Source organism: Actinobacillus lignieresii, assembly GCF_900444945.1.
GTDB lineage: Bacteria > Pseudomonadota > Gammaproteobacteria > Enterobacterales > Pasteurellaceae > Actinobacillus > Actinobacillus lignieresii.
The window spans coordinates 1876418-1902312 of sequence record NZ_UFRM01000001.1 but is presented as its reverse complement, the minus strand read 5'-3'; the positions used below and the strand labels follow the sequence as shown (position 1 = coordinate 1902312).

The window sequence follows — 25895 nt, the reverse complement described above, 5'->3', positions numbered from 1 at the left end:
CTTATAAGATGTTGCTTTATTTATTTTTTGGAGGAACTATGAATAATCCTACCGCTCTACGGGAGCTTACCCTAAGGGGAATGATTCTAGGGGCATTGATCACAGTGGTATTTACCGCCTCAAATGTTTATTTAGGTCTAAAAGTCGGGATGACCTTTGCTTCATCCATTCCGGCAGCCGTTATTTCCATGGCGGTATTAAAAATGTTTCAAGGCTCAAATATTCTTGAGAACAATATGGTACAAACCCAAGCCTCATCGGCAGGGACGCTTTCTTCGGTTATTTTTGTCATCCCCGCATTATTAATGATGGGCTACTGGCAATCATTTCCTTTCTGGCAAACCTTATTAATCTGTATTTCCGGCGGGATTTTAGGGGTTATCTTTACCGTGCCGTTACGAAACGTAATGGTGGTAAAAAGCGACTTACCTTATCCGGAAGGCGTTGCGGCGGCGGAAATTTTAAAAGCCGGCGATGAAAGCGATAACAAAGACAGCGGTATTAAAGAAATCGTTTCCGGCGGTCTGTTAGCCGCATCGGTCAGCTTCTTGACCAACGGGTTACGCGTGGTTGCGGACGGCGCAAGTTACTGGTTTAAAGGCGGCAATGCAATCTTCCAAGTACCGATGGGTTTCTCTTTCGCATTACTCGGCGCCGGCTATTTAGTCGGTATGATGGGCGGTATCGCGATGTTAGTCGGAACTCTCTTCACTTGGGGTGTCGCCGTACCTTATTTCACCGCGACCACGCCGATGCCTGCCGATGCGGATATGGTAAGTTTCGCTACCGGTCTATGGAAAAGCAACGTTCGCTTTATCGGGGTAGGGACGATTGCGATTGCTGCGATTTGGACGCTATTAGTGTTATTTAAACCGATGGTGCAAGGAATGTCGCAAGCGTTCCGTGCGTTAAAAGATCCGTCAATGCAAAGTCTTGAGCGTACCGCACAAGACCTTTCGCCAAAAATGATGATTTATACGGTGTTAGCGAGTATCGCATTGATTATCGTGGCGTTAGTCAGCTTCTTACAACCGGTCGGTTTATCAATGGAATTAGCTTTCTTATTGGTGGTGGTTTGTACCATTCTTGCGGTGGTAGTCGGCTTTTTAGTCGCTGCAGCGTCCGGTTATATGGCAGGCTTAGTCGGTTCGTCATCAAGCCCGATTTCAGGTATCGGTATCATCTCTATCGTGATTATTTCCGTGATCCTGATGACAGTCGGTAATGCCGCAGGCTTAATGGAAAATGCGGACGGGCAACGATTCTTAACCGCATTAACCATTTTCACCGCATCAATCGTATTCTGTATTTCCACGATTTGAAACGATAATCTACAAGATTTAAAAACCGGTTATTTAGTGAAAGCAACACCGTGGCGTCAGCAATTTGCATTAATTATCGGTTGTATCGTCGGTGCGTTAGTTATCACACCGGTATTGGAAATTCTGTACCACGCATACGGTTTTGCCGGTGCAATGCCACGTGAGGGAATGGATGCGACACAAGCACTTTCGGCACCGCAAGCGACTATTATGATGACCATTTCTAACGGTATTTTCTCAAACAGCCTTGAATGGACTTATATCTTAGTCGGGGTTGCTTTCGGTATCTGCTTAATTATCATTGATACCCTACTGAAAAAAGCCAGCGCAGGTCGTTTAGGTTTACCGACTTTAGCTGTGGGTATCGGTATCTACTTACCGCCGGTGGTAAACGTTCCGTTAATTATCGGCGCAACGTTGTCTTGGTTAGTGAATCGTCATATCAAACGCTATGCTAAACGTAGCGGTAAAGATGTCGAAGCGACAAGCAAAAAAGCGGAACGCTACGGCACACTTTTCGCCGCCGGTTTAATCGTAGGCGAAAGTTTAGTCGGCGTACTGTTAGCCTTTGTGATTGCAGGCTCGGTAACTTCGGGCGGCTCTGACGCGCCGCTAGCGCTAAATCTCGAGAACTGGGGCGGTATGGCGGAATTACTCGGCTTAACACTGTTTGCAATCGGCTGTATTATTTTCGCGCGTCGCGTACTGCAAGCGAAAAAATAAATTTCCCTATTGTGAATCAAACGGCATTTTCGGATGCCGTTTTTTATTGTCTGACATAACCGCCGCTTACCTGCTTAATCACGCTTAATAATTCCAAACCCAATAACTCGACTAATAGCGTTTCCACTTCCAATGCGGTCGCTTTCGCCAAATCGTCAATCGAAATCGGCTCAAGACTAATATGCTCTACAATTTGTTGCTGACAAGCGGTCAATTCCGGTAATTTTTTTGCAAGATGATTGAGCTTATTCGGCATATCGACTTTTGCAAAAAATGGGGCTTTTTCGACCGCTTGTTCCGGCTCAAACAGCACCTGTTGCCGAGGCTGACTCGGCAGTTGATATTGAATCGCTTGCAAAATATCCTCTATCGTTTCGGTTAAGATCGCCCCTTCTTTGATCAGTTTATGACAGCCTTGTGCATACGGATTTTGTACCGAATTGGGTAACGCAAACACTTCTCGCCCTTGTTCCAACGCATAACGAGCGGTAATCAGCGAACCGCTATTTAATGTGGCTTCCACCACTAACGTACCAAGTGATAAACCGCTGATAATCCGATTACGACGAGGAAAATTCTCGGCAAGCGGCGGTTGATTCGGAAAAAATTCCGACACTAACGTCCCGCCGCTTTCGACAATTTGCTCCGCCAATTTTTTGTGCCTTGCCGGATAGACTTGATCTAAACCGCTGCCCAACACAGCAATGGTGATACCCTGTTCCGCTACCGCTCGCTGATGGCAAAAGCCGTCTATGCCGATTGCGAGTCCGCTGGTTACCGCCAAATGATGTTTAATCAGTTGCTCGGTAAAATAACCCGCCCAGTATTCACCGTAGGCGGAAAAATCTCGGCTACCGACAATTGCAATTTGCGGCAAACTCAAACTACTTAGCGAACCTCGCACAAATAATATCGGCGGTGCAGTGCCGATTTGCCGTAATAAAAACGGATATTCCTCATCAAATAAGCTCAATAAATGTTGATTCGGTTGCTCCGCCCACGCCAATGCGCTCTCAATCCAACGCATTTCCGGATTGAACCAACGTTGAATCTGTTTCTCGTTCCAACCGATTTGTTGTAATTGACGTTTGTCATATTGGCAAAATTGGGCGAAATCCACTTCGGATAACAGACGAGCGATTCGCTGCGCACCCAGTTGCGGAATTTGTAATAATTTCAGTAAATCAGTCTGAGACATTAATAAGTTCCCTAAATTAATTATGGATTATTGAAAGGAAACATAGACAAACCGCAATTAAACGGGTAATTTAGTCAGACGTTTTGTCTTATTTGGCTATGCCACTTTCACAAAATAGCCAATCATAAGAAAACGAGTTAATTAACCAATTTATAATTTTTTATTTTTCGATTGAGATCACAAAAAAATGTCAGTTTTAGAAGTTGTACTTTACCCGGATGAAGGGTTAGCAAAAGTGTGTGAGCCTGTCGCACAGGTGGACGATGAATTAAATCAGTTCATCGACGATATGTTTGACACGATGTACGAACACGAAGGAATCGGTCTTGCCGCACCGCAAGTGGGCGTATTAAAACGTGTTATTACGATTGATATTGAAGGCGATAAAACCAACCAAGTGGTACTGATTAACCCGGAGATTTTAGAATCATGCGGCGAAACCGGTATCGAAGAAGGCTGTTTATCGATCCCTGGTCATCGTGCGTTAGTGCCGCGCAAAGAAAAAGTGAAGGTAAAAGCGTTAAACCGCAAAGGCGAAGAAGTGATTTACGATGCGGACGGTTTATTCGCCATCTGTATCCAACACGAAATCGACCACCTCAACGGCGTACTGTTCGTGGATCACATCTCTGCGCTTAAACGCCAACGCATTAAAGAAAAAATGCAAAAACTCAAAAAACAAATTGAGCGAGCGAAGTAAAACCACTTTGTAGGAAACAGTTATGAGTAAATTCTTAGATTTAAATGTTCTAAGATTTCAAAAAGAAGGACAATATTTTGATCGTAAAAGTGCAAGAATAAGACCGAGAGATATATTAAAACATTTGGTCGCTTTTGCGAATGCTAACGGCGGTACTCTCGTAATCGGTATTGAAGATAATGGAGATATCAGTGGCTTTGGGGTTAATGGTTCACATTCGATAGATGAATTTTCATCTATCGCACTCATAGAATTACGAAAAACGCCCATTCTCGTCAAAACCGAGCGGATTCCCGTCTTAAATACAGCAGGAGTGAATGATGAAATTCTACTGATTACTGTTGATGTATCAAGCGACCGTGTTATAGAGAACTATGACAATAAGGTTTATTTAAGACAAGATGATAAAAGTATTGAACTTAACTTTGAACAAATTACTCAATTAACTTATGATCGAGGACAACGATATTTTGAGGATGAAATCGTTGAAGATTCATCTATTGATGATATTGATGACGAGATTCTAGCAAGATATCGTTTTTTAATGCACTTAGATAACCTCTCTATATTAGATATACTCTCAGCAAGGAACTTTATAAAAAACGGGCATTTAACACACGCCGGAGTGCTATTATTTAGTAAAAACCCAACTAAATACTTACCACAAGCCCGTTTAAGAGTAATCAAATATGACGGTAATAATGCTCAAGTCGGTCAAAGTTTAAATATCATTAAAGAAAAAAATTTTGAAGGGAATATTCCTAAAGTTATTTCTGAAGTTAAAAGTTTCGTGGCGGATCAATTAAGAGAATTTCAATATCTCGATCATAACGGTACTTTCAAGATTATGCCGGAATACCCCGAATTTGCTTGGTTTGAAGGAATTGTGAACGCTTTAGTCCATAGAAATTATGCGATTAGAGGAGATCATATCAAAGTATTAATATTTGATAATCGCTTAGAAATTCATAGTCCCGGATTGCTTCCGAATATTGTTACCCTACAAAATATGAAAACACAAAGATTCTCTAGAAATCCTCGTATAGCAAGAATCTTATCCGAGTTTGGTTGGGTAAAAGAAATGAATGAAGGTGTGAAAAGAATATATTCGGAAATGGAGAATTTTTATCTAAAACAACCAATATATTTCGAACAAAACCATTCACTCATACTCACGTTAGAAAACAATATATTAAATCGAGCTTTAAGAGTTAAGGATTCTTTAGAAGCATTAATCACATCCGATACATTTAATGATTTAAGCGGATATGAGAAAGAAATCCTAAGCTATATTTATACCAACAAAAAAATTACTGTGAAAGATGGCATAGAGATACTCAATAAAAGCAATACCTTTGTAAGAAATAAATTCAAACATCTTGAAAAGCTAGGTATTCTAAAATGGAACGGGTCTAATCCTACAGATCCTACTCAATATTATTCTTTAGCTGAAAAATATAGTTCATAGTAGTTCATAGTAGTTCATAGTAGTTCATAGTAGTTCATAGTAATATATCAGGAGTAATATTTATATGATTATCGTAACAGGCGGCTTTGGTATGATCGGTAGCAATATCGTCAAAGCATTAAATGAAATCGGCAGAAAAGATATTCTTGTTGTAGATAACTTAAAAAACGGCGAAAAATTCGTAAATTTAGTAGATTTAGATATTGCGGATTATTGCGATAAAGAAGATTTTATCGCTTCTATCATTGCCAGCGATGATTTCGGCGATATTGATGCGGTATTCCACGAAGGTGCTTGCTCGGCAACTACCGAATGGGACGGCAAATACTTAATGCACAATAACTACGAATATTCAAAAGAGTTATTACATTTCTGTTTAGATCGCCAAATTCCGTTCTTCTACGCATCAAGTGCGGCAACTTACGGTGGTCGTTCGGATAACTTTATCGAAGAGCGTAAATTTGAACAACCGCTCAATGCTTACGGCTATTCAAAATTCCTATTTGACGAATATGTACGTCAAGTTTTACCGGAAGCGGATTCGCCGGTATGCGGTTTTAAATATTTCAACGTGTACGGCCCGCGTGAACAACACAAAGGCTCAATGGCAAGCGTGGCGTTCCACTTAAACAATCAAATGCTGAAAGGCGAAAATCCAAAATTATTCGAAGGCTCAGAAACCTTCTTACGTGATTTCGTGTATGTGGAAGACGTAGCGAAAGTGAATATTTGGGCGTGGCAAAACGGTATTTCCGGCATTTACAACCTCGGTACCGGCAAAGCGGAATCATTTCAAGCGATAGCACAAGCGGTGATCGACTTCCACGGCAAGGGCGAAATCGAAAAAATCCCATTCCCGGATCACTTAAAATCTCGCTACCAAACCTTCACCCAAGCGGATCTAACCAAACTCCGTGCGGCAGGCTACACAGGCACATTCAAAACCGTAGCCGAAGGTACGAAAGAATATATGGCGTGGTTAAATCGTTAATCCATTCCTAACAAGCGGTTGTTTTTTGCGGTTTTCTTACCAAAAACAACCGCTTGTAAACTACCAATTCTTTTCTACCGTCATAAACCATTCACTGCTTGAACGGCTATAAAAAGCGGAAATATTGCTGTCAATTTTACGATAACGATAATTTAATTTTGGCACAAAACCTTGCCATTGAATTTGGTTATGCCACAGGCTGGCATTTACGCTGTATTCGTCATCAATGCGTTTTTTCGGGAAATAAAAGTTATCCGCCAAAAAATTACGTTTTACATAATGCAAACTGACTCGGCTCACAACATCGCCATAACGCAATAGCGTACCAAGATTAATTCCCTTACGAATTGAGGTTTCCGCCTTATCTTTAGTGCGATCTTTGCTAAGTTCTACACCACCAAACATCACCCAATTCGGATTGGCAGTATAGCTTAATGAAGCGGATACTCCATTGATATAACCGTTATAACGTTGGGCAATATTTTCATCGGCATAGCGTTTCTGTGTATGGTTGAAATTAGCGGAAAATGACCATTGAAGATTAAGCTGACGACGGAACTCAATATTTGCTCCGTAATTTTGGCTGTAACGTGGCGAAGCAAGCCAGTTTTGTTCAAAGAAAGGCAAAATGCCCCAAGATTGTAATGCAGAATGTTTACGATAACCGAATGAGCCGTATAACGATTTTTCACTGTAATCTTGATTATCCCAATAATGTACACCGCTAAATCGCCCTTCAAACGCTACAAAATGATTACCGCTTAAATTTATTTCTCTACTTGCCCCCAAACCGTAACGAAAACCGTGGGCTTTTTGCGGTAAAGAATCCTCATTTTTTAAGAATCGTAAACCACCAATTTCGACTTCTCGTTCTCTTGATGCGTTATTTACATTATCGGTTTGTGTATATTGCAATTCTGCATCCGGTTGCCAGCTTTGGCGTTCCTTCATTGCTTGCAAATAACGTTCAACTAACGGCTGCATTTGCGGATCAAGAGATTTTCTTGCTTGGTTTAATTGCTGTTTCGCTTCACGATATTGTTTATTTTCAAACAACATCACGCCCAAATCGAAACGTGGATAAGCTAATTGCGGTTGGGTCTGTAAAATTTGTTGGTAAAGCTCGATCGCTCCGTCATAATCTTGTTCCGCACGCAACATCGCCCCTTTTGCATAACGATATAAAATCGGATCAAAATTCGTCTGTTTTACATAACGTTCTAATGCGATTTTTAAGGCTTGCCACTGTTTATTGATCAATAAAGCGGTAATGGTTTGATCCAAATTCGCTTGTTCGGTTGGTGTAAATATCGGGGTATCAGCGGTTAAATTCGGTGAACTTTTTGCAAATTCCGCCGGTTTTAGATGATCGGATTTATCCTCAAAAAAGACTGGTTTTGGTGTAGAAATAGTTTCCGCTAAAAGCGTTGTGGGAAGCACAGACAGAATAAAAGGTATTGATTTCATTAGATTTTATCGGAAAGGTTTTTATTAGCGTAGGGACGCACCTCGTGCGTCCGCAAGCGGTCTAATTTGTAAAAAATTTTGCAAATTCAACCGTCAAATACGGACACACGCCGTGTGTCCCTACCATTATATGAAATAGTTAAAAACTATTTTTTGATTTCACCACGTGTACCGCCAAAGCCGACATCAAATGAATCTTTACCTGAATTCATATCGTGTCTATCTGGAGAAAGCACTTTATCACTAATAGATTTAACTGGTGCCAAATAAGTGTTATTTTCACTATCCCAGGCACCATATTGTGATTGTCTTAATGTTGCACGACCTGCAATTTCTTCAGCATTTTTTCCATAGAATCCTAACTGATAATCTCCACGAATATCTCTAACATTTTTCCATTCATCCGCACTAATATTACCTCTTGCTCTCATATTACCTGTTGAAGCCGATTTGTAAATTTCACCTTGATCAAGCGTTAAACGACCTATATGCTCTAACCCCTCAATGCTTCCTTGCCCTGTTTTCTTAGCAAAATCTACATTATAAGTAAGTGTTCCTTGACTGTGAGAATCAAATGCAACACCAGTATATGTTGCCTTCCCTTCTGTCGGAAAGTGAAGTTCTTTGGTCGCTAAACCTTTATCATCTCCAACAGTATAAGTTTCTGTTTTATTTATAACAGGTGCATAATACCCTGAACCTGAGTCACTACTATCACGATATCTAAGCTCCATCTCTTCTCTTTCTTGAGAATAATATTTCCCTGTTACTACAGAATATTTTTGGTTATAAATATCATTATGCTGATTGGTTGTTGTAAATCTGCCTGTTTCTTTATCATTTTCAACAATAGGCTCTTTTACTAAACTTGAATTTTGATTACGATTAAAGCCTGTTGGCGTTTCGTTAGGGAGCCCTTTCATACTATTACTAAGATTCCTTTCCGCTTCATCTAGCGTGTTATATAAGTTATCGCGAACAAAATTTGCTACATAATACTGATCGTTTAAATAAGTTTTAGAAAGCTGTTCTAAATTTTGTTTATGAGTCACTAATTGATCTAATTTGCTCTTAAACTCATCTAAAGTTAAACCTTTATTTTGTTCAACAAAATCTGTCGTATTAAGATTATAATTAAAATGTTGCTGAGAATATGTGTTTGCTAACTGATACATTTTTTCCGGCTTTTGGCGGGCTTCCTTTTCAGTAGCCAGTTTATCTAACTCAGCCAATGCACTTTCTTTGCTACCATTTGCATAATTATTAGCAAAATTACCCGCTTCCCAATCTTCTAACCCTTTATCTTTTGCTAATTGAGTTAATTCTTTAATAAAATTATTACGCTCAACTAACTTATCCAACTCAGCTAAGGCAACCTCTTTTCCTTGATCAACATTGTTATAAGCAAAATTATTTGCTTCCCACTCTTGTAAACCTTTGCTTTGAGCCAATTGTTTTAATTCGGTAATTAAAGTTTCACGAGCATTTTGTTTATCTTCTGCTTCTTTTCGTAATAAATCGGCAAGATCATCATAACTTTTATCTCTATTCGCTTTTTCAAATGCTCTTGCATCTTGATCCGAATAACCGAAATTTCTTGCCAAAATTCTGACTTTCGATTTTCTTGATGCAAGCATTATTTCATCTGTTACTTCTTGCTTAGTTTTGCCCACAAGATCCATTGCCAACTCATCAGCCCAGCCATTACTTAAACCGGCACTGATCGCCAGTTTATGAATTTGCTCTTTAGTAAGTGGTGTATTTACCGCTAATAAAGCGGCTTCAGCCTTTAATTTTGCTTCCTGCTCCGCTTGTATTACTTTTTCTTTTTGCACTAAACTTTCATTTGCTTTTGCTAATTCTTGGGTAAATTTAGTCAAATTATTTTGTGTCGTAACAAGCGTTTTCTTGATCTCATCAACCGTTTTAGCGGAAGCCGAATTAGCTTGCTTTAATTGGGCAGTAACAGTTTCAAGATTATTTTTTGTTGTTGTTAATTCTTTCTGTAAGTCTGCTTTCTCTTTACTGGACAACAATGATAAATTTTTTAATTTTTCTTCTGCTTGTTGCGTAGCTTGCTGTGCATTAGCTAACTGTTGTTTTAATTGTTCAATTTCTGTTTGTTGTATTTGTGGTTGCGTATGTATTTGCATATCCGTTTTTGGTTTAGCATGATTAGAACCGCCGCCACTACTCCCACAAGCGGTTAAACTCAGTAAAATTGCGGTTGCAATAGAAATACGTTTAATAGACATAGATAGACCTCATAAAATAATATAACGGTTAAAATTAAACCCGTTTTAATTTATACTAAACTTGAAAAATAAACCATAAATTATTAATTACAATCTATTACCTTGTTAAGCAAGGTAACCTACCTTACAAGGGCAACTATGAAAATTAACGAGAAAATTCGCCATTTACGAGAAACACATCAGCTTTCTCAAGAGGTGATGGCAGATAAATTAGGTATGTCGGTAACCGGCTACGCCAAAATCGAGAGAGGCGAAGTACGTTCGAATTTACCCCGCTTAGAGCAGATTTCCGAAGTGTTTGATATGGATATTTGTGAATTATTATCTTATGGAGAGGAAGGACAAATATACTTTAACAATGCAGAAAATGGTTTTAGTCATTCGAATAACTTTCTCACAGTTGGACATAATAATGGTAATAACCAAGAAATTGAACGTTTACAACAGCTATTAGTTCACAAAGAAGAATTAATGGCGCAAAAAGATAAGCTAATCGAAAGCCTTGAACGTGAACTGGCACTATTAAGAAAGCTGACAAGCGGTCAAAATTAGCAAATTTTTTGCAAATTATTACCGCCATATAAAAGCCTCTACTTAGTTATATAAGTGATCTGCCCCCCAAAAGTTGGACTAAACCTCCAACGGATTAAGGTGCAGATTTTTTATGACTAAATATAACTCGCTATTCAAACAACAAGTCATCGAGTTTTATCTTCAAAATGACAAAAACCGTTTATTCACTCAACGACATTTTCAATTATCCAAGAAAACCTTAACTCGGTGGATTGCTCAATTTAATCACAACGGAATCAATGGACTAGCGGTGATGGGTAAGAAGCAAAAATATTCCCCCGAATTCAAATTAACCGTCATACAAGCGGTCAAAAAAGGGCAATTTTCTGCGGAAAGCGCCTCCCTTCATTTTGGTATTGCTAATTCAGGTTCGATTAGCCAATGGTTGCACATCTTTGAAGAACAAGGTATAAACGGCTTATTACCCAAACCAAAAGGTCGTCCGACAATGAAACCGAAATACCCGAAAATGCCTCCTCCACCTAAAACTGAAGAAGAACGCTTACGTTATCGTATTTTAGAGCTGGAAGCGGAGGTAGCTTACCTAAAAAAGCTGCGGGAGTTCAACCAACAAAAAATGCGGCAAAAGCAGCCATCGTAAAAACGTTGCGAGTGGATTTTCCCTTAGAAATCCTCCTCCCTTTGACGGGTTTAAAACGTAGTACGTTCTTTTATCACTTACCGCCTAAAATCGATAAAAATGCAGTGATGAGGCAGAAAGTGATTGAGATTTATTAGGATAATGATGGCAATTATGGCTATCGTCGTATTACGTTAAAGTTACGTGATTTTTTTGGTGCGATTAACCATAAGCGTATTCAAAGGATAATGCAACAGCTTGATTTAAAAGGGAAATGTAAGCAGAGGAAATATCGTTCTTATCAAGGTGAAGTGGGTAAAATTGCCGAGAATGTATTGCAACAGGATTTTCACGCAACGGCGCCAAATGAAAAGCTCGTAACGGATATCACTGAGTTTAAATGTGCGGAAGGCAAGCTCTATTTATCCCCCATTAAAGACTTATTTAATAGTGAAATTCTTGCTTATGATTTAGCAAGAAGCCCTAACTTTGAGCAAGTGATGCGGATGCTAAAGCAAGCGGTCGCAAAACTGCCTAAGGACGCTAAACCGATTTTACATTCCGACCAAGGCTGGCAATACCAGATGGCAGACTATCAAGAAATGCTGAGAAAACATCATATTAAACAAAGTATGTCGAGAAAAGGGAATTGTTTGGATAATGGGGCAATGGAAAGTTTTTTTGGGCGATTGAAAACGGAATGTTACTTTGGTAAGCGATTTGACACTTTCGAACAACTTGAGAAAGTGATTCACGAGTACATTCATTATTACAACAATGAGCGTATTCAAGTGAAATTAAAAGGACTGAGCCCTGTACAATACAGAATTCAGTCCTTAAATTAAAACAGTCTAACTTTTTGGGGTCAGATCAAAGTAAGGGCTTTTTTATAATTATATAAGGATTGTTTTCTTCTTCTCTTCCGAGCTTATTTGCCGTTTATTTTATATTCACATCGTAAGATCACTGTAACCCAAACGGATGATGCGCATCGACGATTTGGATATGTCCTAGCTGATTCGGATTTAGCTCGTACAGATAAAACTCATCGTTATCTATTTTTAACTCTTTCGATAAGATAAAAGTTTTGTTGTATTTAGCGAGAACGTAATACATTTGAGCATTAATTTCGATCATATCGAAACGTGTTTTGAAGTGCGGGCGTAAATAGCCGACCATAAAGGCGAAGATCATAAAATACGCATAAGTAAAGATGAGTACGTTACTTTTATGACTTTGGAAAAACTGGATCGCCGAATAAATATTGATATTACGGATATGGCGGTTAATCACGTTACGCAGTGCGATAACGAATAAAATCACCGCACATAAATAAGAGATGACCGCTTGTTGATAAATTTTACCGTTAAGTAACGTACTGATAATCAAAATAGGTAAGGTGGCAAGCGCACACAAGATACTGGCGCGAACAAGTTTAATACAGGATTCGCTCAGAAACGGTTTGGCTTTGGTTAATAAAAATAAGCCGATTAAGTAAGTGATACAAAGAACGGCGGTGACGTAAAACACATAACCGAGGCTGCGAGCGACATTGCCTGCTCCGACATCCACATACCATAAAGGAAAACCGTAAAAGCAAGACTGACCCCATCCGTAAGAATAGGCGGAAGACCAACTCAGTACGCCCAAGAAAGCCATAGAAAGAGAAGATGATACAATTTTATTGATAACCCCAAGCATCTAATTTAGAACCTCAAATCTATCAAAAAAAGAGATTGCGGATTATATTTTAACTTTCTAAACAGCTCAATTGTAAATCACATATTAGATTTTTGTGATAAAAGCCTTTAACTTAATGCTATCTCTTTGTTTTAATGTAAGTTTTTAGTCAATTAACATAAACCATACATATTTAAACCGCTTCTGATTGATTGTTTTTTATACACAAAATAACAAGTGTCGCAAGCCGTATCATAATGAAGTTATTTTCTTGTTATTAAGGGTTGTATTCTTTAAATTCATCCCCATAAAAGAGTGCGTCTTTACACTATCATAAAAGGAAACAAAACATGGCATTAGATTTCAATGCGGTCGCTTTAGAAACAACGGAAGCAAAAGGCGGTTACGGAATCGGTTTACAAATCGGTCAGCAATTATTAAGTAGCGGTATGGAAGTGGATGCCGAAGCGGTTGCTCGCGGTATTAACGACGTATTAAATCAAAACCCGCCGGCAATTGATCTTAACGATGTGACCAAAGCGTTACAAGAGTTAGGCGCACGCGCGGAAGCGGCGCAAGCGGAAGCGTTTAAAGCGATTGAAGCGGATAACAAAGCGTTCTTAGAAGAAAACAAGAAAGCAAAAGGCGTTGTGGTGACAGAATCCGGTTTGCAATATGAAGTATTAACCGAAGGTACGGGTGCAAAACCGACGGCGGACAGCACGGTTCGCGTACATTACACCGGTTCTTTAATTGACGGTACGGTGTTCGACAGCTCGGTAAAACGTGGTACACCGGCGGAATTCCCGATCGGCGGCGTAATCAAAGGTTGGACGGAAGCGTTACAATTAATGACCGTCGGTTCAAAATGGCGTTTAACCATTCCGCAAGAGTTAGCTTACGGTGAACGTGGTGCAGGCGCATCAATTCCTCCGTTTGCCACCTTAATTTTTGAAGTGGAATTATTAGATATTCTTTAATTCTGATTCAAACCATCTATCTAGCCTCCGTATTCGGAGGCTTTTTTATCGCCGGAAACAATATACCGCTTAATAAGTTCGATAAAAAAGCGGTCGAATTTGCAAAAAATTCTGCAATTTTGACCGCTTGCACACACAACATTAAAAAGATTTATTGTCCGTAATAGGCGTTTGCACCGTGTTTACGTAAATAGTGTTTATCGAGTAATTCTTGTTGCATTGAGCCGATATTAGGACGAATTTGGTGGCTAACGAAGTTCATATACGCCACTTCTTCCAGCACTACGGAATTATGTACCGCATCATGCGCATCTTTACCCCAAGTGAAAGGCCCGTGCGAATGGACTAATACGCCCGGCACCATATCCGGATCAATACCGCGTTTACGGAAGGTTTCCACCACTACTTTACCGGTTTCCAATTCGTATTCGCCGGCAATTTCTTCCGGTGTCATTCGGCGTGTACAAGGTACCGAACCGTAGAAGTAGTCGCCTTGTGTTGTGCCTAACGCAAGAATATCTTCACCGGCTTGCGCCCATGCGGTCGCGTGACGTGAGTGAGTATGCACCACACCGCCGATATTCGGGAATTGGCGGTAAAATTCTAAGTGGGTCGGGGTATCGGACGACGGTTTTTTATCGCCGAATACGCGATTACCTTGTAAATCGACAAAGACAATGTCTTCCGGCTTCATCGTTGCATATTCCACACCGGAAGGTTTGATCGCTACATAACCGGTTTCACGGTCGATTTCACTTACGTTGCCCCAAGTGAAAGTAACTAATTTGTATTTTGGTAATTCAAGATTCGCTTTAAATACGCGATCACGCATCGCCAATAATTTTGGAGATAATTCTGTTAGCATTGGAAACCACCCTCTTTCATTTTTTGTTCAATCCAACGGCGGGCATTAATAATTTCCGCAATCGGTTCTTCCGCTTTTTCGGTCCACATTTCAATTAAGAATGCACCGCGATAATTTAATTTTGCCAAGATTTCGAAGAAACCTTTGAAGTCCACACAACCGTCACCGAACGGTACGTCACGGAATTGACCTTTACAAGTTTCGGTCACTTTGTAAGTATCTTTTAAGTGAATAGCCGAAATTTTATCGATACCTAGGGCAAATTCCGCTTCAATGTCATCGTTCCAAGCCGAAACGTTGCCAATATCCGGATAAACGGTAAACCATGGCGATTTAATAATTTCGTCCCATTTTTTCCAACGTTTAATCGAGCTCATAAACTTGGTATCCATAATTTCGACCGCAAGGGTCACTTGATTACTTGCCGCCAGTTCGGTCGCCCATTCTAAGCCTTGTCGGAAACGTTCAATCGTGCCTTCGTCTTGCTCTTCGTAATACACGTCATAGCCGGCTAATTGGATGGTACGAATACCTAAATCCACCGCAAGTTGAATCGCTTTTTCCATAATTTCATAGGCTTTTTGGCGAGTGGCTTCATCACGAGATCCGAACGGGAAGCGGCGATGACCGGATAAACACATTGACGGAATAGTCACGCCGGTATTGATGATCGCTTTGACTAATTCGATTCGTTGTTCTTTAGTCCAATCTAAACGAGCTAAACGCTCGTCCGTTTCGTCCACGGAAATTTCGACGAAATCAAAACCGCACGCTTTAGCAATCGAAAGTCTGTCTTGCCAAGAAATATTTTTAGGTAATGCTTTTTCGTAAATCCCCAACTTGTGCTTTCTCATATTCATTCCCTCGTTTGAATAATACTTTTAGTAAAAAACAACGCTTTTTTAACCGCTTGTTTATATATTCCGATATATCGCTAAGCTAGGCAAGAATGATTTCCACACCTTTATCTCGAATGGATTGCACTATTTTCGGATCGGCCTCTTTACCGGTAATCAAAAGATCAACATTGTTGATATCTCTAAATAACATACCGATTTCCTTTCCGAGTTTGGTGCTGTCCAGTAAGACAACGTATTTGCTCGCCTTAGATGACATCTGCGCTTCGGAATTGGCAATGATCATATCGGTTTTAAATAAACCTTCTCGAGTAAAACCTTTACCGCTGGTAAACATAATGTTTGCCGCATACATAAATTCATTCTGTTGGTTGAGCGAAAGCGTAACTTTTTTGTTTTTATTATATTGTCCGCCCATAATCACTACGTCGTCGTGTTGTTGATCAATCAGATAATTGGCAAGCGGTAGAAAATTGGTAATAATTTGCAATTTTTGACCGCATAGCGATTGCCCTAATAATTGCATGGTCGAACCGCAAGTCAGGATAACGCTATCCCCTTCTCGACATAGTTTGCTCGCCGCTTCGGCAATACGGCGTTTTTCCTCGAAATTATTAATCGGCTTGTCTTGCTCGAGCGATTTTTGTACGTGAATCGCTTCCGCACCGTTACGCACTTTGCGTAATTTTTTCTGTTCGCTTAACTTATTAATATCGCGTCTTGCCGTTGCCGGTGACACGTTAAGTAAATGCATAATTTCTAACGTTGAGAGCATTTGCTTCGCTTCCAACGCAGCTAATAGCTTTTTATGTCTAAAACTTTCGTTCATTACCATGTCCTTGCTTATATAAGTCATCCATTTTAAACCATGAACAATGAACTGAAAAATAAGCCACTCTTAAAATATTCTTAAGAGTGGCTCGTATTCAATTAAAGCATTGATTTAAATTGAATATTCGGCTCTTGCTCGAAGCAATCGTCAAAGCCGCGCGGGTGGTGATATTCAATTAAGTCTTTATCGCGCGGATAAACGTATTTGCCACCGACTTCCCAAATAAACGGATGGAATTTATATTGTAAGCGATCTTTACGCATACGCCATAGATCAATAATTTCTTGCGTACTTGCCATAAAGTTCGTCCAAATATCGTGGTGTACCGGAATAATCACATTGGTACGTAAACATTCCGCCATACGGAGTAAATCGATAGAGGTCATTTTGTCCGCGATACCGACCGGGTTTTCGCCGTAGTTATTTAACGCCACATCAATATCGAATTCTTTACCGTGTTTCGCAAATTGGATGGAGTAGTGAGAGTCCGCACCGTGATAAATATTACCGCCCGGTGTTTTAAACACGTAGTTTACCGCTTTACGACCCATTTCTTCGTCAGACGGACATAAACCTTTTAATTCGCCGCTTTGTTCTTCCGCACCTTCCACCGGTAAGGTAACTAAGCACGTACGGTCGAACGAATCTAACGCATGAATTTCTACGTCTTTAATTTTTACTACATCGCCCGGTTTTACTACAATGATACGATCTTCCGGCACGCCCCATTTTTTCCATAATTCGCCGCAGTGCCACGGACCGACGAATTTCACATGATTTAAATTAGGGTTGTTTACAATCGCCGCCGCCACATTCACATCAATATGGTCGCTATGATAATGGGAAGCGAGAATAAAATCGACTTCATTAATCGCAAACGGATCCAATACCATCGGTTGCGCGCGTAAGTTCGGTTGTAATTTGCGTACGCCTGCCATATTCGCCATTTGGTGACCGCGTACCATATCTTTTACTTTTTTAGTGGATTTACCACGGCTACACCATAAATCCATACAAATATTTGCACCGGCAGGCGTTTTAATCCACACACCCACGCAACCTAGCCACCACATTGCGAAGTTACCTTCCGGCACGACTTCTTGCTCAATTTCTTCGTTTAGCCAAGTGCCCCATTCAGGGAAGGTAGAAAGAATCCAACTTTCACGTGTGATTTCATTAACTTTAGCCATAGTAAACTCCTAATTTTTGGAAGGAAGAGATGAATATTTTAATCAAGAGTAATCATAAGTAATCATTCAGTATTGGTAAAATGATTTTTGTGAAAAATGTGATCTACTTCTAATTTTTTCTGACGAATTCTTCCGTTTTAGGTCATTTCCATTTTTTATTAAGAAAATATTTTCTTTATAAAACAAATAGATAATTATATCCATATGAAATATAAGCATAATTTCCTCAGCTACAGAGAAAGACAATACATTTTCTTAACATATGAACACAAAAATCATATAAATGAAAAATAAAATGTGATCTTGCTCACAAATAATCAAAAATAATCTTTTTGATTCCGTTATAACTGTTTATCATTTGTTCGGTAGGTACTGATGCTCTACGCCATCTTATATTTAACTTAACCAATCTAAAAACACTGAGATCTTCCAAATCTCATCATTCTTACTCAACATAAAACGGAGAGGCTCACTATGGATACATTAATGAGTATCTTTATGGCAATTAATGACCAAATACTATCGAAAGCACCGCTCCTACTCGGTCTGGTCGCTTGTATCGGTTATATATTCCTCAAAAAAGATTCAACTACCATTCTAAAAGGTACGATTAAAACGATTGTCGGCTTTATGTTAGTACAAGTCGGTTCGGGTACGCTTGTACAAAACTTTAAACCGGTTATCGAAGGTTTATCCAAATACCATAATCTTAAAGGTGCGGTGATTGACCCTTACACAAGCTGGCAAGCGACAATCAGTACCATGGGCGACGCTTATGCGTACGTCGGATATGCGGTAATTTTGGCGTTATTCCTTAACATCTTATTAGTGCTGTTCAGACACTTTACCGGTATTCGTACCATTATGCTTACCGGTCATATAATGTTCCAACAAGCGGGCTTAATTGCGGTGGTATTCTGGTTACTCGGTTCAAAACCTTGGGAAGTGGTGGTTTATACCGCTATTATCATGGCGTTATATTGGGGCATCTTCTCTAATATGATGTACCAAGCCACCCAACAAATTACCGGCGGTGCGGGTTTCTCTATCGGTCACCAACAACAATTCGCTTCTTGGTTAGCGGCAAAAGTCGCACCGAAATTAGGTAAAAAAGAAGAGAGCGTGGACAAACTCGACTTACCGAAATGGTTACACATTTTCCACGACAGTATCTCTGCAACCGCTATCGTGATGACCGTGTTCTTCGGTATCATCTTAATGTCATTCGGTTTGGACAACTTGCAACAAATGGCGGGTAAAACCCACTGGACGATTTACATCTTTGAAACCGGCTTAAAATTTGCGGTGGCTATCCAAGTTATCGTATTAGGCGTACGTATGTTCGTTGCCGAATTATCCGAATCGTTCAAAGGGATTTCCGAACGCTTAATTCCGAATGCGGTGTTAGCGATTGACTGTGCGGCGACTTACGCATTCTCGCCAAATGCGGTAGTATTCGGTTTTATGTGGGGTGCTATCGGTCAATTCGTTGCGGTCGGATTATTAATCGCTTATCAACAATTCGGCGGCGACGCTTCGGCTGCGGTGTTAATTATCCCGGGCTTTATCCCGATGTTCTTCTCTAATGCGACAATCGGCGTATTCGCAAACCATTTCGGCGGCTGGAAAGCGGTGATGAAAATCTGTTTCGTGATGGGTATCATCGAGGTACTCGGTTCAGCCTGGGTGGTAAGCTTAATTACCAGTACGGAAGGCGGCGCAGGCTTTAACGGTTGGATGGGTATGGCGGACTGGGCGTTATTATTCCCACCGATTATCCAAGGTATGTTCTTTAGCCCAGCGGGCGCAACCTTCGTATGTATCGCCTTAGCCCTTGTTTATATGGCGTTTGCCGGTAAACAATTACGTGCCGATGAAGCGAGAGCGAAAGCGGAAGGCAAAACCGTAGACCAATTATACGGTTTCGGCGAACCGATTGAAGAAGAAGTGCCGGAACAAGCGGAAACAGACAATACGCAAAGCGAAACCAAAGCGGTACGTATTTTAGCGGTATGCGGTTCCGGTCAGGGTTCATCCATGATGATGAAAATGAAAATTAAACAATACCTTGATAAACGCGGCGTACCGAATATTATGGACTCTTGTGCGGTTACCGATCATAAAGGTAAAGTCGGTTCGGTGGATATCATCGTATGTTCTAAACACTTACAAAATGAGATTGTGGCAAATGAACATATCTCGGTGTTAGGCGTACAAAATATGTTAAATCCGAATACCTTCGGTGAAGAGTTATTAGCTCTGATTAAAAAATATCAATAATCTTATCTCCGCCTCTTAATAGGGGCGGTTTATTTCCGATTAAATTAAACTTATCCAACTTAAAGGAAGCAAAGCTATGTTAAAAGAATCGCTTATCGAAAATAATTCAATCCTTTTAAATCAACGTGCGGCGGACTGGAAAGCGGCGATCAAACTCGGTACGGATTTATTAGAAAAATCAGGTGCGATAGAGCCTCGTTATTACACCAGCATTATTGAAAATATTGAGAAAATAGGACCTTATATTATTCTTGCCCCAGGTCTTGCAATGCCTCACTCTCGTCCAGAAGAAGGGGTAATTAAAACATCGTTTGCGTTAGTTACTTTAGCGGAGCCGATTACCTTTGACGGCGAAGACGAACCGGTTTCGGTACTGGTTACTCTTGCGGGCAGCGATTCGGATAAGCATATGGAAGGTTTAATGGAAATTACTCAGGTATTGGATGATCCGGACAGTGATACCGGCGTAGATTTAGCCAAAATCTTACGTTGCCAAACTAAAGAAGACGTTTATGCGGTGATTGATCAAGCGTTAGCCGGCTAGAAATTCTCCCTCTCTCTGCTTGTTTCGCTAAACGCTTCAACAAGCGGTCGCTCTCCCATTAGCGGGAGAGAGGAATAAAGTACCATTTAACAATTCGTAAAAGGAACAAAATATGTCAAAACCATTACTTCAAATTGCATTAGATTCATTAAGTTTAGAAAAAGCGGTTGCGGATGCGAAACAAGCGGAAAGCGTAGTAGAAATTATTGAGTGCGGTACGATCCTTGCTTGTGCGGAAGGAATGAAAGCGGTTTCCACCTTACGTGCGTTACATCCGAATCATATTATCGTATGCGACTTAAAAACCACCGACGGCGGTGCGATTTTAGCGAAAATGGCATTCGAAGCGGGCGCAGACTGGCTGACCGTTTCAGCAGCGGCACATCCGGCAACCAAAGCGGCATGTAAGAAAGTGGCGGACGATTTCAATGCGGCGCATCCGAAACTCAAAGTGAAGAAAGAAATCCAAATCGAAATCTACGGTAACTGGACGGTAGAAAAAGATGCGAAAGAATGGGTTGAATTAGGCGTAAAACAAGCGATTTATCACCGTTCTCGCGATGCGGAATTGGCAGGTAAAGGTTGGACGCCGGAAGATGTCGAATTAATGAAACAACTTTCCGCACTCGGCTTAGAACTCTCTATCACCGGCGGTATCGTACCGGAAGATATTCACTTATTTAAAGAAATCAAAAATGCCAAAGCCTTTATCGCAGGTCGTGCTTTAGTCGGCGAAAAAGGTAAACAAACCGCCGAAGCGATTCGTGCCGAAGTGGATAAATACTGGGCTTAATTTCTTTCTCTTTTGAAAAATAACAAGCGGTCGATTTGTAAAAAATTCTTGCAAATCGACCGCTTTCTTATGATTACCGCCGAAATATCACGCATTGCTTTTGAATCACAGGCTAATTTGGATTATGATAGCTTCAAATTTCTTAATGAAGATCACGCCTATGAAACAGCTCAAACTTACCTGCATCGTATTATCCGCCGTACTTTCCGCTCCTGCTTTCGCAAATGAAACAACCGAAACCGAAAACACTTGGGCGGATCAACAACGCAGTTCGATCCGTTCCAAATTGCACGACTGGTCAAACGGTATTAACGATTGGCTGGGCGAAACCGATCCGAACAAACCGGCATCGGCAAGTTTGCGAGTAATGTTAGACAATCAATGGAATAAACACGACCGTTTTTCCTATAAACCGCGTGTGCGAGGTAAAATCAGATTACCGGTACTGAAAAAACACGTGAGTGTGGTATTCGGTGATGAAGATTTGGAAAACCAAGCGCGCGATAAAAACCATGTAGGGCAAAATTACCGTAATCTGCCTCGTGATCGTAATTACGACAGCCGTCAGGCACGGAACGATAATGCCTCTATCGGTTTACGTTGGTCAAACGAAATTAAACGTTTAGGCATCGAAAGCGATTTGGACGGCGGGATTCGTTCCGGCGGCGATATTTTCGGACGATTGCGCTTAAGTAAAACATGGGATATTACCGACAATTTCGGTACGCGCTTAGAACAAATTTACCGTTACGGTACCAATAGTAAGCACTACTTACGTACTAATTTGGAAAATCGCTATATTGACAGTGAAAACACCTTCATTATGAATCATACTTTCCTACAATATACGCATGACGTGGATGAAGAAACCGGCTGGGGCAACAGTTTATATCGACAACATAATTTCACGCCGCTCAAACGTTTAAGCTACGGCGTATTTATGGGCGGACGCTTTGATAAAGGTTACTCGAAATTTAATTCCTACGGTCCATTTATCAGCTATCGCCAACCGATTTTCCGTAATTGGGTGTTTATTCAACCGGAAATCAGCTTCTATAACGATAAAGACAAAGATCGTAACCACTTCATCAATACCTTTATGCGTTTAGAAGTGATCTTTTAGAGAATAGATTAGAAAAGCGGTTATTTTTTGTGAAGATTTTACAAAAAATAACCGCTTGTTGTTTAAGATTAGCTTCGATTATACGGATAACGCAAAATCACCTTGTTATAGAAGCTACCGTTAATATGCGTTTTATGCAGATGGAATTTTCGGTAAGCATTAAATAATCCGTCATCCGGTTTTTCCGGATTTACCCAAAAGTCATCTAAGCTGCCTTGATAGGTCAGCCCGGCAAAATCATAATTGGCACGACCTAAGGTTTTCACCGGCATATTGTGTAGTAATGCCGAAATACCGCTGGTACTGTTTAGCGTGACCATTCCTTTACCGTGACGTAAGAAAACCGGCATCGGTACATCGTGAATATAGTAAATTCGTTTTTTCAGATCGGGATATTGCTCCAGATATTCGTCAATCACTTTACCGTAATCAATAAAGCCGCGGTCCATCGGGTGATGTTTTACGATCAAACGTAGGTGCTTAGGTGCTTTCGTCGCAAAAGATAATAACACTTCGCGTAAAATCGCCTCTACGCTCGAATAATCGCTGTGAACCAGAATTTGGCTATCGTCATAAACCTGTAAAGGCAAAATAAAGAAATCGCCGAATTCCCCTTTTTCTATTCGTTTTGCAAAATTCCAATCATATAGATAATAGTGTAAACGTTTCACTCCGGATATCGACCATAATTTCACATAATATAAGACATTTAATAAACGATGATGGCGATATTTAGGATAATGGTGACGACGATAATAAGCGGAAACGTAATATTGAATCGCCAATTTCGCCATCGGACAAAAGCCTTTTGCGACATGCTGCGGTTTTGCCGGCTCGGGTAAGTTCTCAAATTGAGAGAAAAACGTTGCATCACATGGAATCGGCGAATAGGCGTTTACTCCGCTTTTTTCAAAAGTAACGTAATTAGGACGGAAATATCCCTCTTCAAACGCCCAGAAACCAACGGATAAAGATTGACATACTTTTTTTGCAATTTTGTGGTACTTACGGTTATCGCCGAAACAAATCACCTGATCAATATGATGAGTTTGACAAAAACTCACTAGATAATGATGAAAGTTTTCTAGGCTATCGCGATAAGCAAACGTATTTAAAACGCTATTCGGGTAAAAATATTCATCACCGGCATTTAAATTGATTTTAAATACCGTTTTATTTTGAGTACGTAGCCATTCCGACAGATCGGTAAAAAAAGAGCCTATCGGACCTTGTAATAACAGGATTCGATCCGCATTTTCAATCAAATCATCCAAATAATGACTAATCATAGGTAATACTCTTTAAAAATTCTTATTGCAATGTGCGATAAAGCTGTTTCAATTTACCAAACTGTTTGGCGATCCACGGACGTTTAATACCGCTATGTGATAGCTGTAGTTTTTGTTGTTGCAGAATTGCAATCGCTTGTTCCGCATTAATCATCGTCGCATTTTCCGGATCGGCATATTGAGGATAATATACCAGTACCGCCGAAATAAGTTCTTCCAAACATAACTTTCTGTGACGACGTTCAAGCGAAAGATAATCTTCGGTTAATCCCCAATTTGAATAAAAAGGCAGTCCGTAACAATGCACGATTTTCCCACGTAATAATGCTTCAAAACCGGCTAATGAGGTCATCGTATGTACTTCATCAACTTGGTTGATGCAGTCTAAGATATTGGCGTTTTCGACAATTTCATCGGCAAATTCGACCGCTTGTTCGGTCGGTATATGCCCTTGTCGATTACCGCTAACTACATCCGGATGCGGTTTATAAATAATGTAAGCATTAGGATTTAATTCTCTAACCTTACGCAACAAATCCAAATTTTTCTTAATTTCCGGAGAACCGAAACGAATAGAAGCGTCATCTTCCACCTGACCGGGTACTAAAATGGTACGTTTATCCGTGACATTAAGTTGGAAGCCGGCACTTCCCACATTATATTTGCCGATATTTGCTTCTAATAAGCGAGTTTGTAATTTTTTCGCTAGGACTAAATCCTGCTCACTAAATTCTTGATGCAATAAAATCTCTTCTAAACGAGAAGGCGTTTGTGCATTAAAATAAATACCTAAATCATCAATCACCAATGATAACGGTGCAACTAAATTAGATCCCAGGCCGACAGATCGAATAAAGCCGTCTTCCATACGTAAAAGCGGAATATGATGCTTTTCAGAATAAGCTAACACTTCCGGTTTTCCTTGGCTCCAAATTAATAATTTAGCATCTTTTTCAAGCGTTCTTTTTTCCAACGTTTTTAATGAGCCGACAAAATGTAATCGGCATAAAGGCAAGTTAAAAAACGGCTTAATCACAGCTCGTTTCCACAACGACATACCGGCACAATAAAGATGACCGCTTAATCGTTGATTCAATATTTTCGCTTTGCTCAGATAATCGATAACATCAAAAATCGTACCGACTTTTCCCGAATACGGATTAATATAACGGCTATATTGTAGGTAAGCTGCGGCAAACAATTGCAGAAAAGAACGATTCTCACGACGTTGCGAACGCTTTAACACATCAATATCCGGATGTCTGTCTTCCGTTACTCCCCAGCCGGCAAACCAAGGAATACCAAACGTAATCACCGGTTTACCTAACAGTAGCGCCTCAAATCCCATCTGTGAAGTAACGCAATAGACCTTATCAACCCGATTCAACAGAGAGATCGGATTAACGTCTTCCGCGAATAAACGAATTCGGTTACCGTAACGATGTAAATCGGTTAAATAACCTTTTTTCTTTCCGCTAATTACATCCGGATGCGTTTTTACCCAAATTTGAGCATCGGGATTTTCACCAATCGCCGCATCCAGCATTTGTTGGAAATCGGATTCATTCGCCCGACCGTATTTTACCGCCATATCACCAAAGGTTTGATCTATGACTAATACGATTTCACTTGTTTTCGGTTCATTGGAAACATAATCAAGATTATGGTTATATTTTGATAACTGATGACGAACAATTAGCCGCACGGCTTGCTCCGCCTGTTGAAGATCGGTTGCGCTAAAATGCGAACTGAGAATCAGCTGCTCTAAGCGGGATGAACGTGTCGTGTCGTAATAAATACCGACATCATCATACACAACGGAGAAAGGCGGATAGCCCATAACACCCAGCCCGAGCGAACGTAAAAAACCGTCTTCTAATGCAATATAAGGAAGATGATGTTGTTCGGCATAAGCACGAGCTTTGTCCGCAGAGGGGCGTAATCCCCAACCGATGACATTATCCGCTCGAATCGTTTTGGTCAAACGAGAATAAGAGATTAACTCACTATCATGTAAGAAAGCATTTAAATGAGGGATCTTTAAAATTCCGCGTGAGAAAATTAACGATTTAGTGATAGAACATTGCGCCACTCAAAATCACCTTATTGATTTCTATATATAAATTCCAGTTTACCTTTTAGTGAACGCAAAGTAAATTTAGAGCCAAAGAAAAGCGCAAAGAAA

Annotated in this window: 19 protein-coding genes and 2 pseudogenes; 11 read left to right on the top strand and 10 right to left on the bottom strand. The window is 40.3% G+C overall.

Translation table 11 applies throughout. The features are described from left to right. Positions 1-38 precede the first annotated feature (38 nt). Positions 39-2045: pseudogene (locus DY200_RS08905) on the top strand (OPT family oligopeptide transporter). A 43-nt stretch (positions 2046-2088) separates the two neighbouring features. Here the strand turns inward: DY200_RS08905 and dprA are convergent. Further along, a complete protein-coding gene (gene dprA, locus DY200_RS08900) occupies positions 2089-3243 on the bottom strand; it encodes a DNA-processing protein DprA (RefSeq protein WP_115587735.1) in 1155 nt (384 codons plus the stop codon). A 187-nt stretch (positions 3244-3430) separates the two neighbouring features. Between dprA and def the strand changes: the two genes are divergently transcribed. From def to rfaD, 3 genes are all read left to right on the top strand, one after another. Next, positions 3431-3943 carry a peptide deformylase gene (gene def, locus DY200_RS08895; protein WP_039195517.1) on the top strand — a complete coding sequence of 171 codons (513 nt, stop codon included), beginning with the start codon at positions 3431-3433 and terminating at the stop codon, positions 3941-3943. Positions 3944-3965: 22 nt separating this feature from the next. Continuing rightward, positions 3966-5411: an ATP-binding protein gene (locus DY200_RS08890; RefSeq protein ID WP_115587734.1), complete on the top strand. Its 1446-nt coding sequence runs from the start codon at positions 3966-3968 to the stop codon at positions 5409-5411. 64 nt (positions 5412-5475) lie between these two features. Further along, positions 5476-6402: an ADP-glyceromanno-heptose 6-epimerase gene (gene rfaD, locus DY200_RS08885; protein WP_115587733.1), complete on the top strand. Its 927-nt coding sequence runs from the start codon at positions 5476-5478 to the stop codon at positions 6400-6402. Positions 6403-6462: 60 nt separating this feature from the next. Here the strand turns inward: rfaD and DY200_RS08880 are convergent, their stop codons facing one another. Both DY200_RS08880 and DY200_RS10865 read right to left on the bottom strand, forming a co-directional pair. After that, positions 6463-7869: a surface lipoprotein assembly modifier gene (locus DY200_RS08880; protein WP_425320815.1), complete on the bottom strand. Its 1407-nt coding sequence runs from the start codon at positions 7867-7869 to the stop codon at positions 6463-6465. 146 nt (positions 7870-8015) lie between these two features. Then, complete coding sequence (locus DY200_RS10865) at positions 8016-8546, bottom strand: factor H binding protein domain-containing protein (protein ID WP_338418680.1); 531 nt, start codon at positions 8544-8546, stop codon at positions 8016-8018. A gap of 1716 nt (positions 8547-10262) precedes the next feature. On the opposite strand from DY200_RS10865, the gene DY200_RS08870 reads away from it, so the two are divergent. Continuing rightward, on the top strand, positions 10263-10676 hold the full coding sequence (locus DY200_RS08870) for a helix-turn-helix domain-containing protein (RefSeq protein ID WP_115587732.1): 414 nt from the start codon (positions 10263-10265) through the stop codon (positions 10674-10676). Positions 10677-10788: 112 nt separating this feature from the next. Further along, positions 10789-12122, top strand: a pseudogene (locus tag DY200_RS08865) (IS3 family transposase). A 118-nt stretch (positions 12123-12240) separates the two neighbouring features. Here DY200_RS08865 and DY200_RS08860 read toward each other — a convergent pair. Continuing rightward, a complete protein-coding gene (locus tag DY200_RS08860) occupies positions 12241-12978 on the bottom strand; it encodes an STM1630 family protein (RefSeq protein ID WP_172539918.1) in 738 nt (245 codons plus the stop codon). A 329-nt stretch (positions 12979-13307) separates the two neighbouring features. On the opposite strand from DY200_RS08860, the gene bamJ reads away from it, so the two are divergent. Next, positions 13308-13937, top strand: a complete 630-nt coding sequence (gene bamJ, locus DY200_RS08855; RefSeq protein ID WP_115587731.1) for a BamJ family beta-barrel-assembly machinery protein — start codon at positions 13308-13310, stop codon at positions 13935-13937. Positions 13938-14088: 151 nt separating this feature from the next. Here bamJ and araD read toward each other — a convergent pair whose 3' ends face one another. The 4 genes from araD to ulaG all read right to left on the bottom strand — a co-directional run bounded on the left by araD (position 14089) and on the right by ulaG (position 17681). Beyond that, positions 14089-14802, bottom strand: a complete 714-nt coding sequence (gene araD / locus DY200_RS08850) for an L-ribulose-5-phosphate 4-epimerase (RefSeq protein ID WP_115587730.1) — start codon at positions 14800-14802, stop codon at positions 14089-14091. Beyond that, on the bottom strand, positions 14796-15656 hold the full coding sequence (locus DY200_RS08845) for an L-ribulose-5-phosphate 3-epimerase (RefSeq protein ID WP_115587729.1): 861 nt from the start codon (positions 15654-15656) through the stop codon (positions 14796-14798). Before DY200_RS08845 ends, araD begins: the two co-directional genes overlap by 7 nt. An 85-nt stretch (positions 15657-15741) precedes the next feature. Then, positions 15742-16488 carry an HTH-type transcriptional regulator UlaR gene (gene ulaR / locus DY200_RS08840; RefSeq protein WP_115587728.1) on the bottom strand — a complete coding sequence of 249 codons (747 nt, stop codon included), beginning with the start codon at positions 16486-16488 and terminating at the stop codon, positions 15742-15744. Between the two features lie 101 nt (positions 16489-16589). Continuing rightward, positions 16590-17681 (bottom strand): L-ascorbate 6-phosphate lactonase, encoded by a 1092-nt coding sequence (ulaG, locus tag DY200_RS08835; protein ID WP_115587727.1) that lies wholly within the window; start codon positions 17679-17681, stop codon positions 16590-16592. A 474-nt stretch (positions 17682-18155) separates the two neighbouring features. Here ulaG and DY200_RS08830 point away from each other — a divergent pair, with 474 nt between their 5' ends. From DY200_RS08830 to DY200_RS08815, 4 genes are all read left to right on the top strand, one after another. After that, positions 18156-19961, top strand: a complete 1806-nt coding sequence (locus DY200_RS08830) for a PTS ascorbate-specific subunit IIBC (protein WP_115587726.1) — start codon at positions 18156-18158, stop codon at positions 19959-19961. A gap of 76 nt (positions 19962-20037) precedes the next feature. Further along, positions 20038-20505, top strand: coding sequence for a PTS sugar transporter subunit IIA (locus tag DY200_RS08825; protein WP_115587725.1), 468 nt, complete (start codon positions 20038-20040; stop codon positions 20503-20505). A 112-nt stretch (positions 20506-20617) separates the two neighbouring features. Further along, positions 20618-21298 (top strand): 3-keto-L-gulonate-6-phosphate decarboxylase UlaD, encoded by a 681-nt coding sequence (locus DY200_RS08820; protein ID WP_115587724.1) that lies wholly within the window; start codon positions 20618-20620, stop codon positions 21296-21298. 160 nt (positions 21299-21458) lie between these two features. Next, positions 21459-22421, top strand: coding sequence for a hypothetical protein (locus DY200_RS08815; RefSeq protein WP_115587723.1), 963 nt, complete (start codon positions 21459-21461; stop codon positions 22419-22421). 68 nt (positions 22422-22489) lie between these two features. Here DY200_RS08815 and DY200_RS08810 read toward each other — a convergent pair whose 3' ends face one another. Both DY200_RS08810 and DY200_RS08805 read right to left on the bottom strand, forming a co-directional pair. Next, on the bottom strand, positions 22490-23710 hold the full coding sequence (locus DY200_RS08810; RefSeq protein WP_115587722.1) for a capsule polysaccharide biogenesis protein: 1221 nt from the start codon (positions 23708-23710) through the stop codon (positions 22490-22492). Between the two features lie 22 nt (positions 23711-23732). After that, positions 23733-25802, bottom strand: a complete 2070-nt coding sequence (locus DY200_RS08805) for a capsule polysaccharide biogenesis protein (RefSeq protein ID WP_115587721.1) — start codon at positions 25800-25802, stop codon at positions 23733-23735. Between the last annotated feature and the right edge of the window lie 93 nt (positions 25803-25895).

What these genes read in the sequence shown, in the direction of transcription:
- DY200_RS08825 (WP_115587725.1), top strand. Translation starts at nt 20,038, where the DNA reads ATGTTAAAAGAATCGCTTATCGAAAATAATTCAATCCTTTTAAATCAA.
- dprA (WP_115587735.1), bottom strand. Translation starts at nt 3,243, where the DNA reads ATGTCTCAGACTGATTTACTGAAATTATTACAAATTCCGCAACTGGGT.
- ulaR (WP_115587728.1), bottom strand. Translation starts at nt 16,488, where the DNA reads ATGAACGAAAGTTTTAGACATAAAAAGCTATTAGCTGCGTTGGAAGCG.
- DY200_RS08845 (WP_115587729.1), bottom strand. Translation starts at nt 15,656, where the DNA reads ATGAGAAAGCACAAGTTGGGGATTTACGAAAAAGCATTACCTAAAAAT.
- DY200_RS08890 (WP_115587734.1), top strand. Translation starts at nt 3,966, where the DNA reads ATGAGTAAATTCTTAGATTTAAATGTTCTAAGATTTCAAAAAGAAGGA.
- DY200_RS08815 (WP_115587723.1), top strand. Translation starts at nt 21,459, where the DNA reads ATGAAACAGCTCAAACTTACCTGCATCGTATTATCCGCCGTACTTTCC.
- DY200_RS08820 (WP_115587724.1), top strand. Translation starts at nt 20,618, where the DNA reads ATGTCAAAACCATTACTTCAAATTGCATTAGATTCATTAAGTTTAGAA.
- def (WP_039195517.1), top strand. Translation starts at nt 3,431, where the DNA reads ATGTCAGTTTTAGAAGTTGTACTTTACCCGGATGAAGGGTTAGCAAAA.
- DY200_RS08860 (WP_172539918.1), bottom strand. Translation starts at nt 12,978, where the DNA reads ATGCTTGGGGTTATCAATAAAATTGTATCATCTTCTCTTTCTATGGCT.
- rfaD (WP_115587733.1), top strand. Translation starts at nt 5,476, where the DNA reads ATGATTATCGTAACAGGCGGCTTTGGTATGATCGGTAGCAATATCGTC.
- bamJ (WP_115587731.1), top strand. Translation starts at nt 13,308, where the DNA reads ATGGCATTAGATTTCAATGCGGTCGCTTTAGAAACAACGGAAGCAAAA.
- DY200_RS08810 (WP_115587722.1), bottom strand. Translation starts at nt 23,710, where the DNA reads ATGATTAGTCATTATTTGGATGATTTGATTGAAAATGCGGATCGAATC.
- DY200_RS08870 (WP_115587732.1), top strand. Translation starts at nt 10,263, where the DNA reads ATGAAAATTAACGAGAAAATTCGCCATTTACGAGAAACACATCAGCTT.
- DY200_RS08830 (WP_115587726.1), top strand. Translation starts at nt 18,156, where the DNA reads ATGGATACATTAATGAGTATCTTTATGGCAATTAATGACCAAATACTA.
- ulaG (WP_115587727.1), bottom strand. Translation starts at nt 17,681, where the DNA reads ATGGCTAAAGTTAATGAAATCACACGTGAAAGTTGGATTCTTTCTACC.
- DY200_RS08880 (WP_425320815.1), bottom strand. Translation starts at nt 7,869, where the DNA reads ATGAAATCAATACCTTTTATTCTGTCTGTGCTTCCCACAACGCTTTTA.
- araD (WP_115587730.1), bottom strand. Translation starts at nt 14,802, where the DNA reads ATGCTAACAGAATTATCTCCAAAATTATTGGCGATGCGTGATCGCGTA.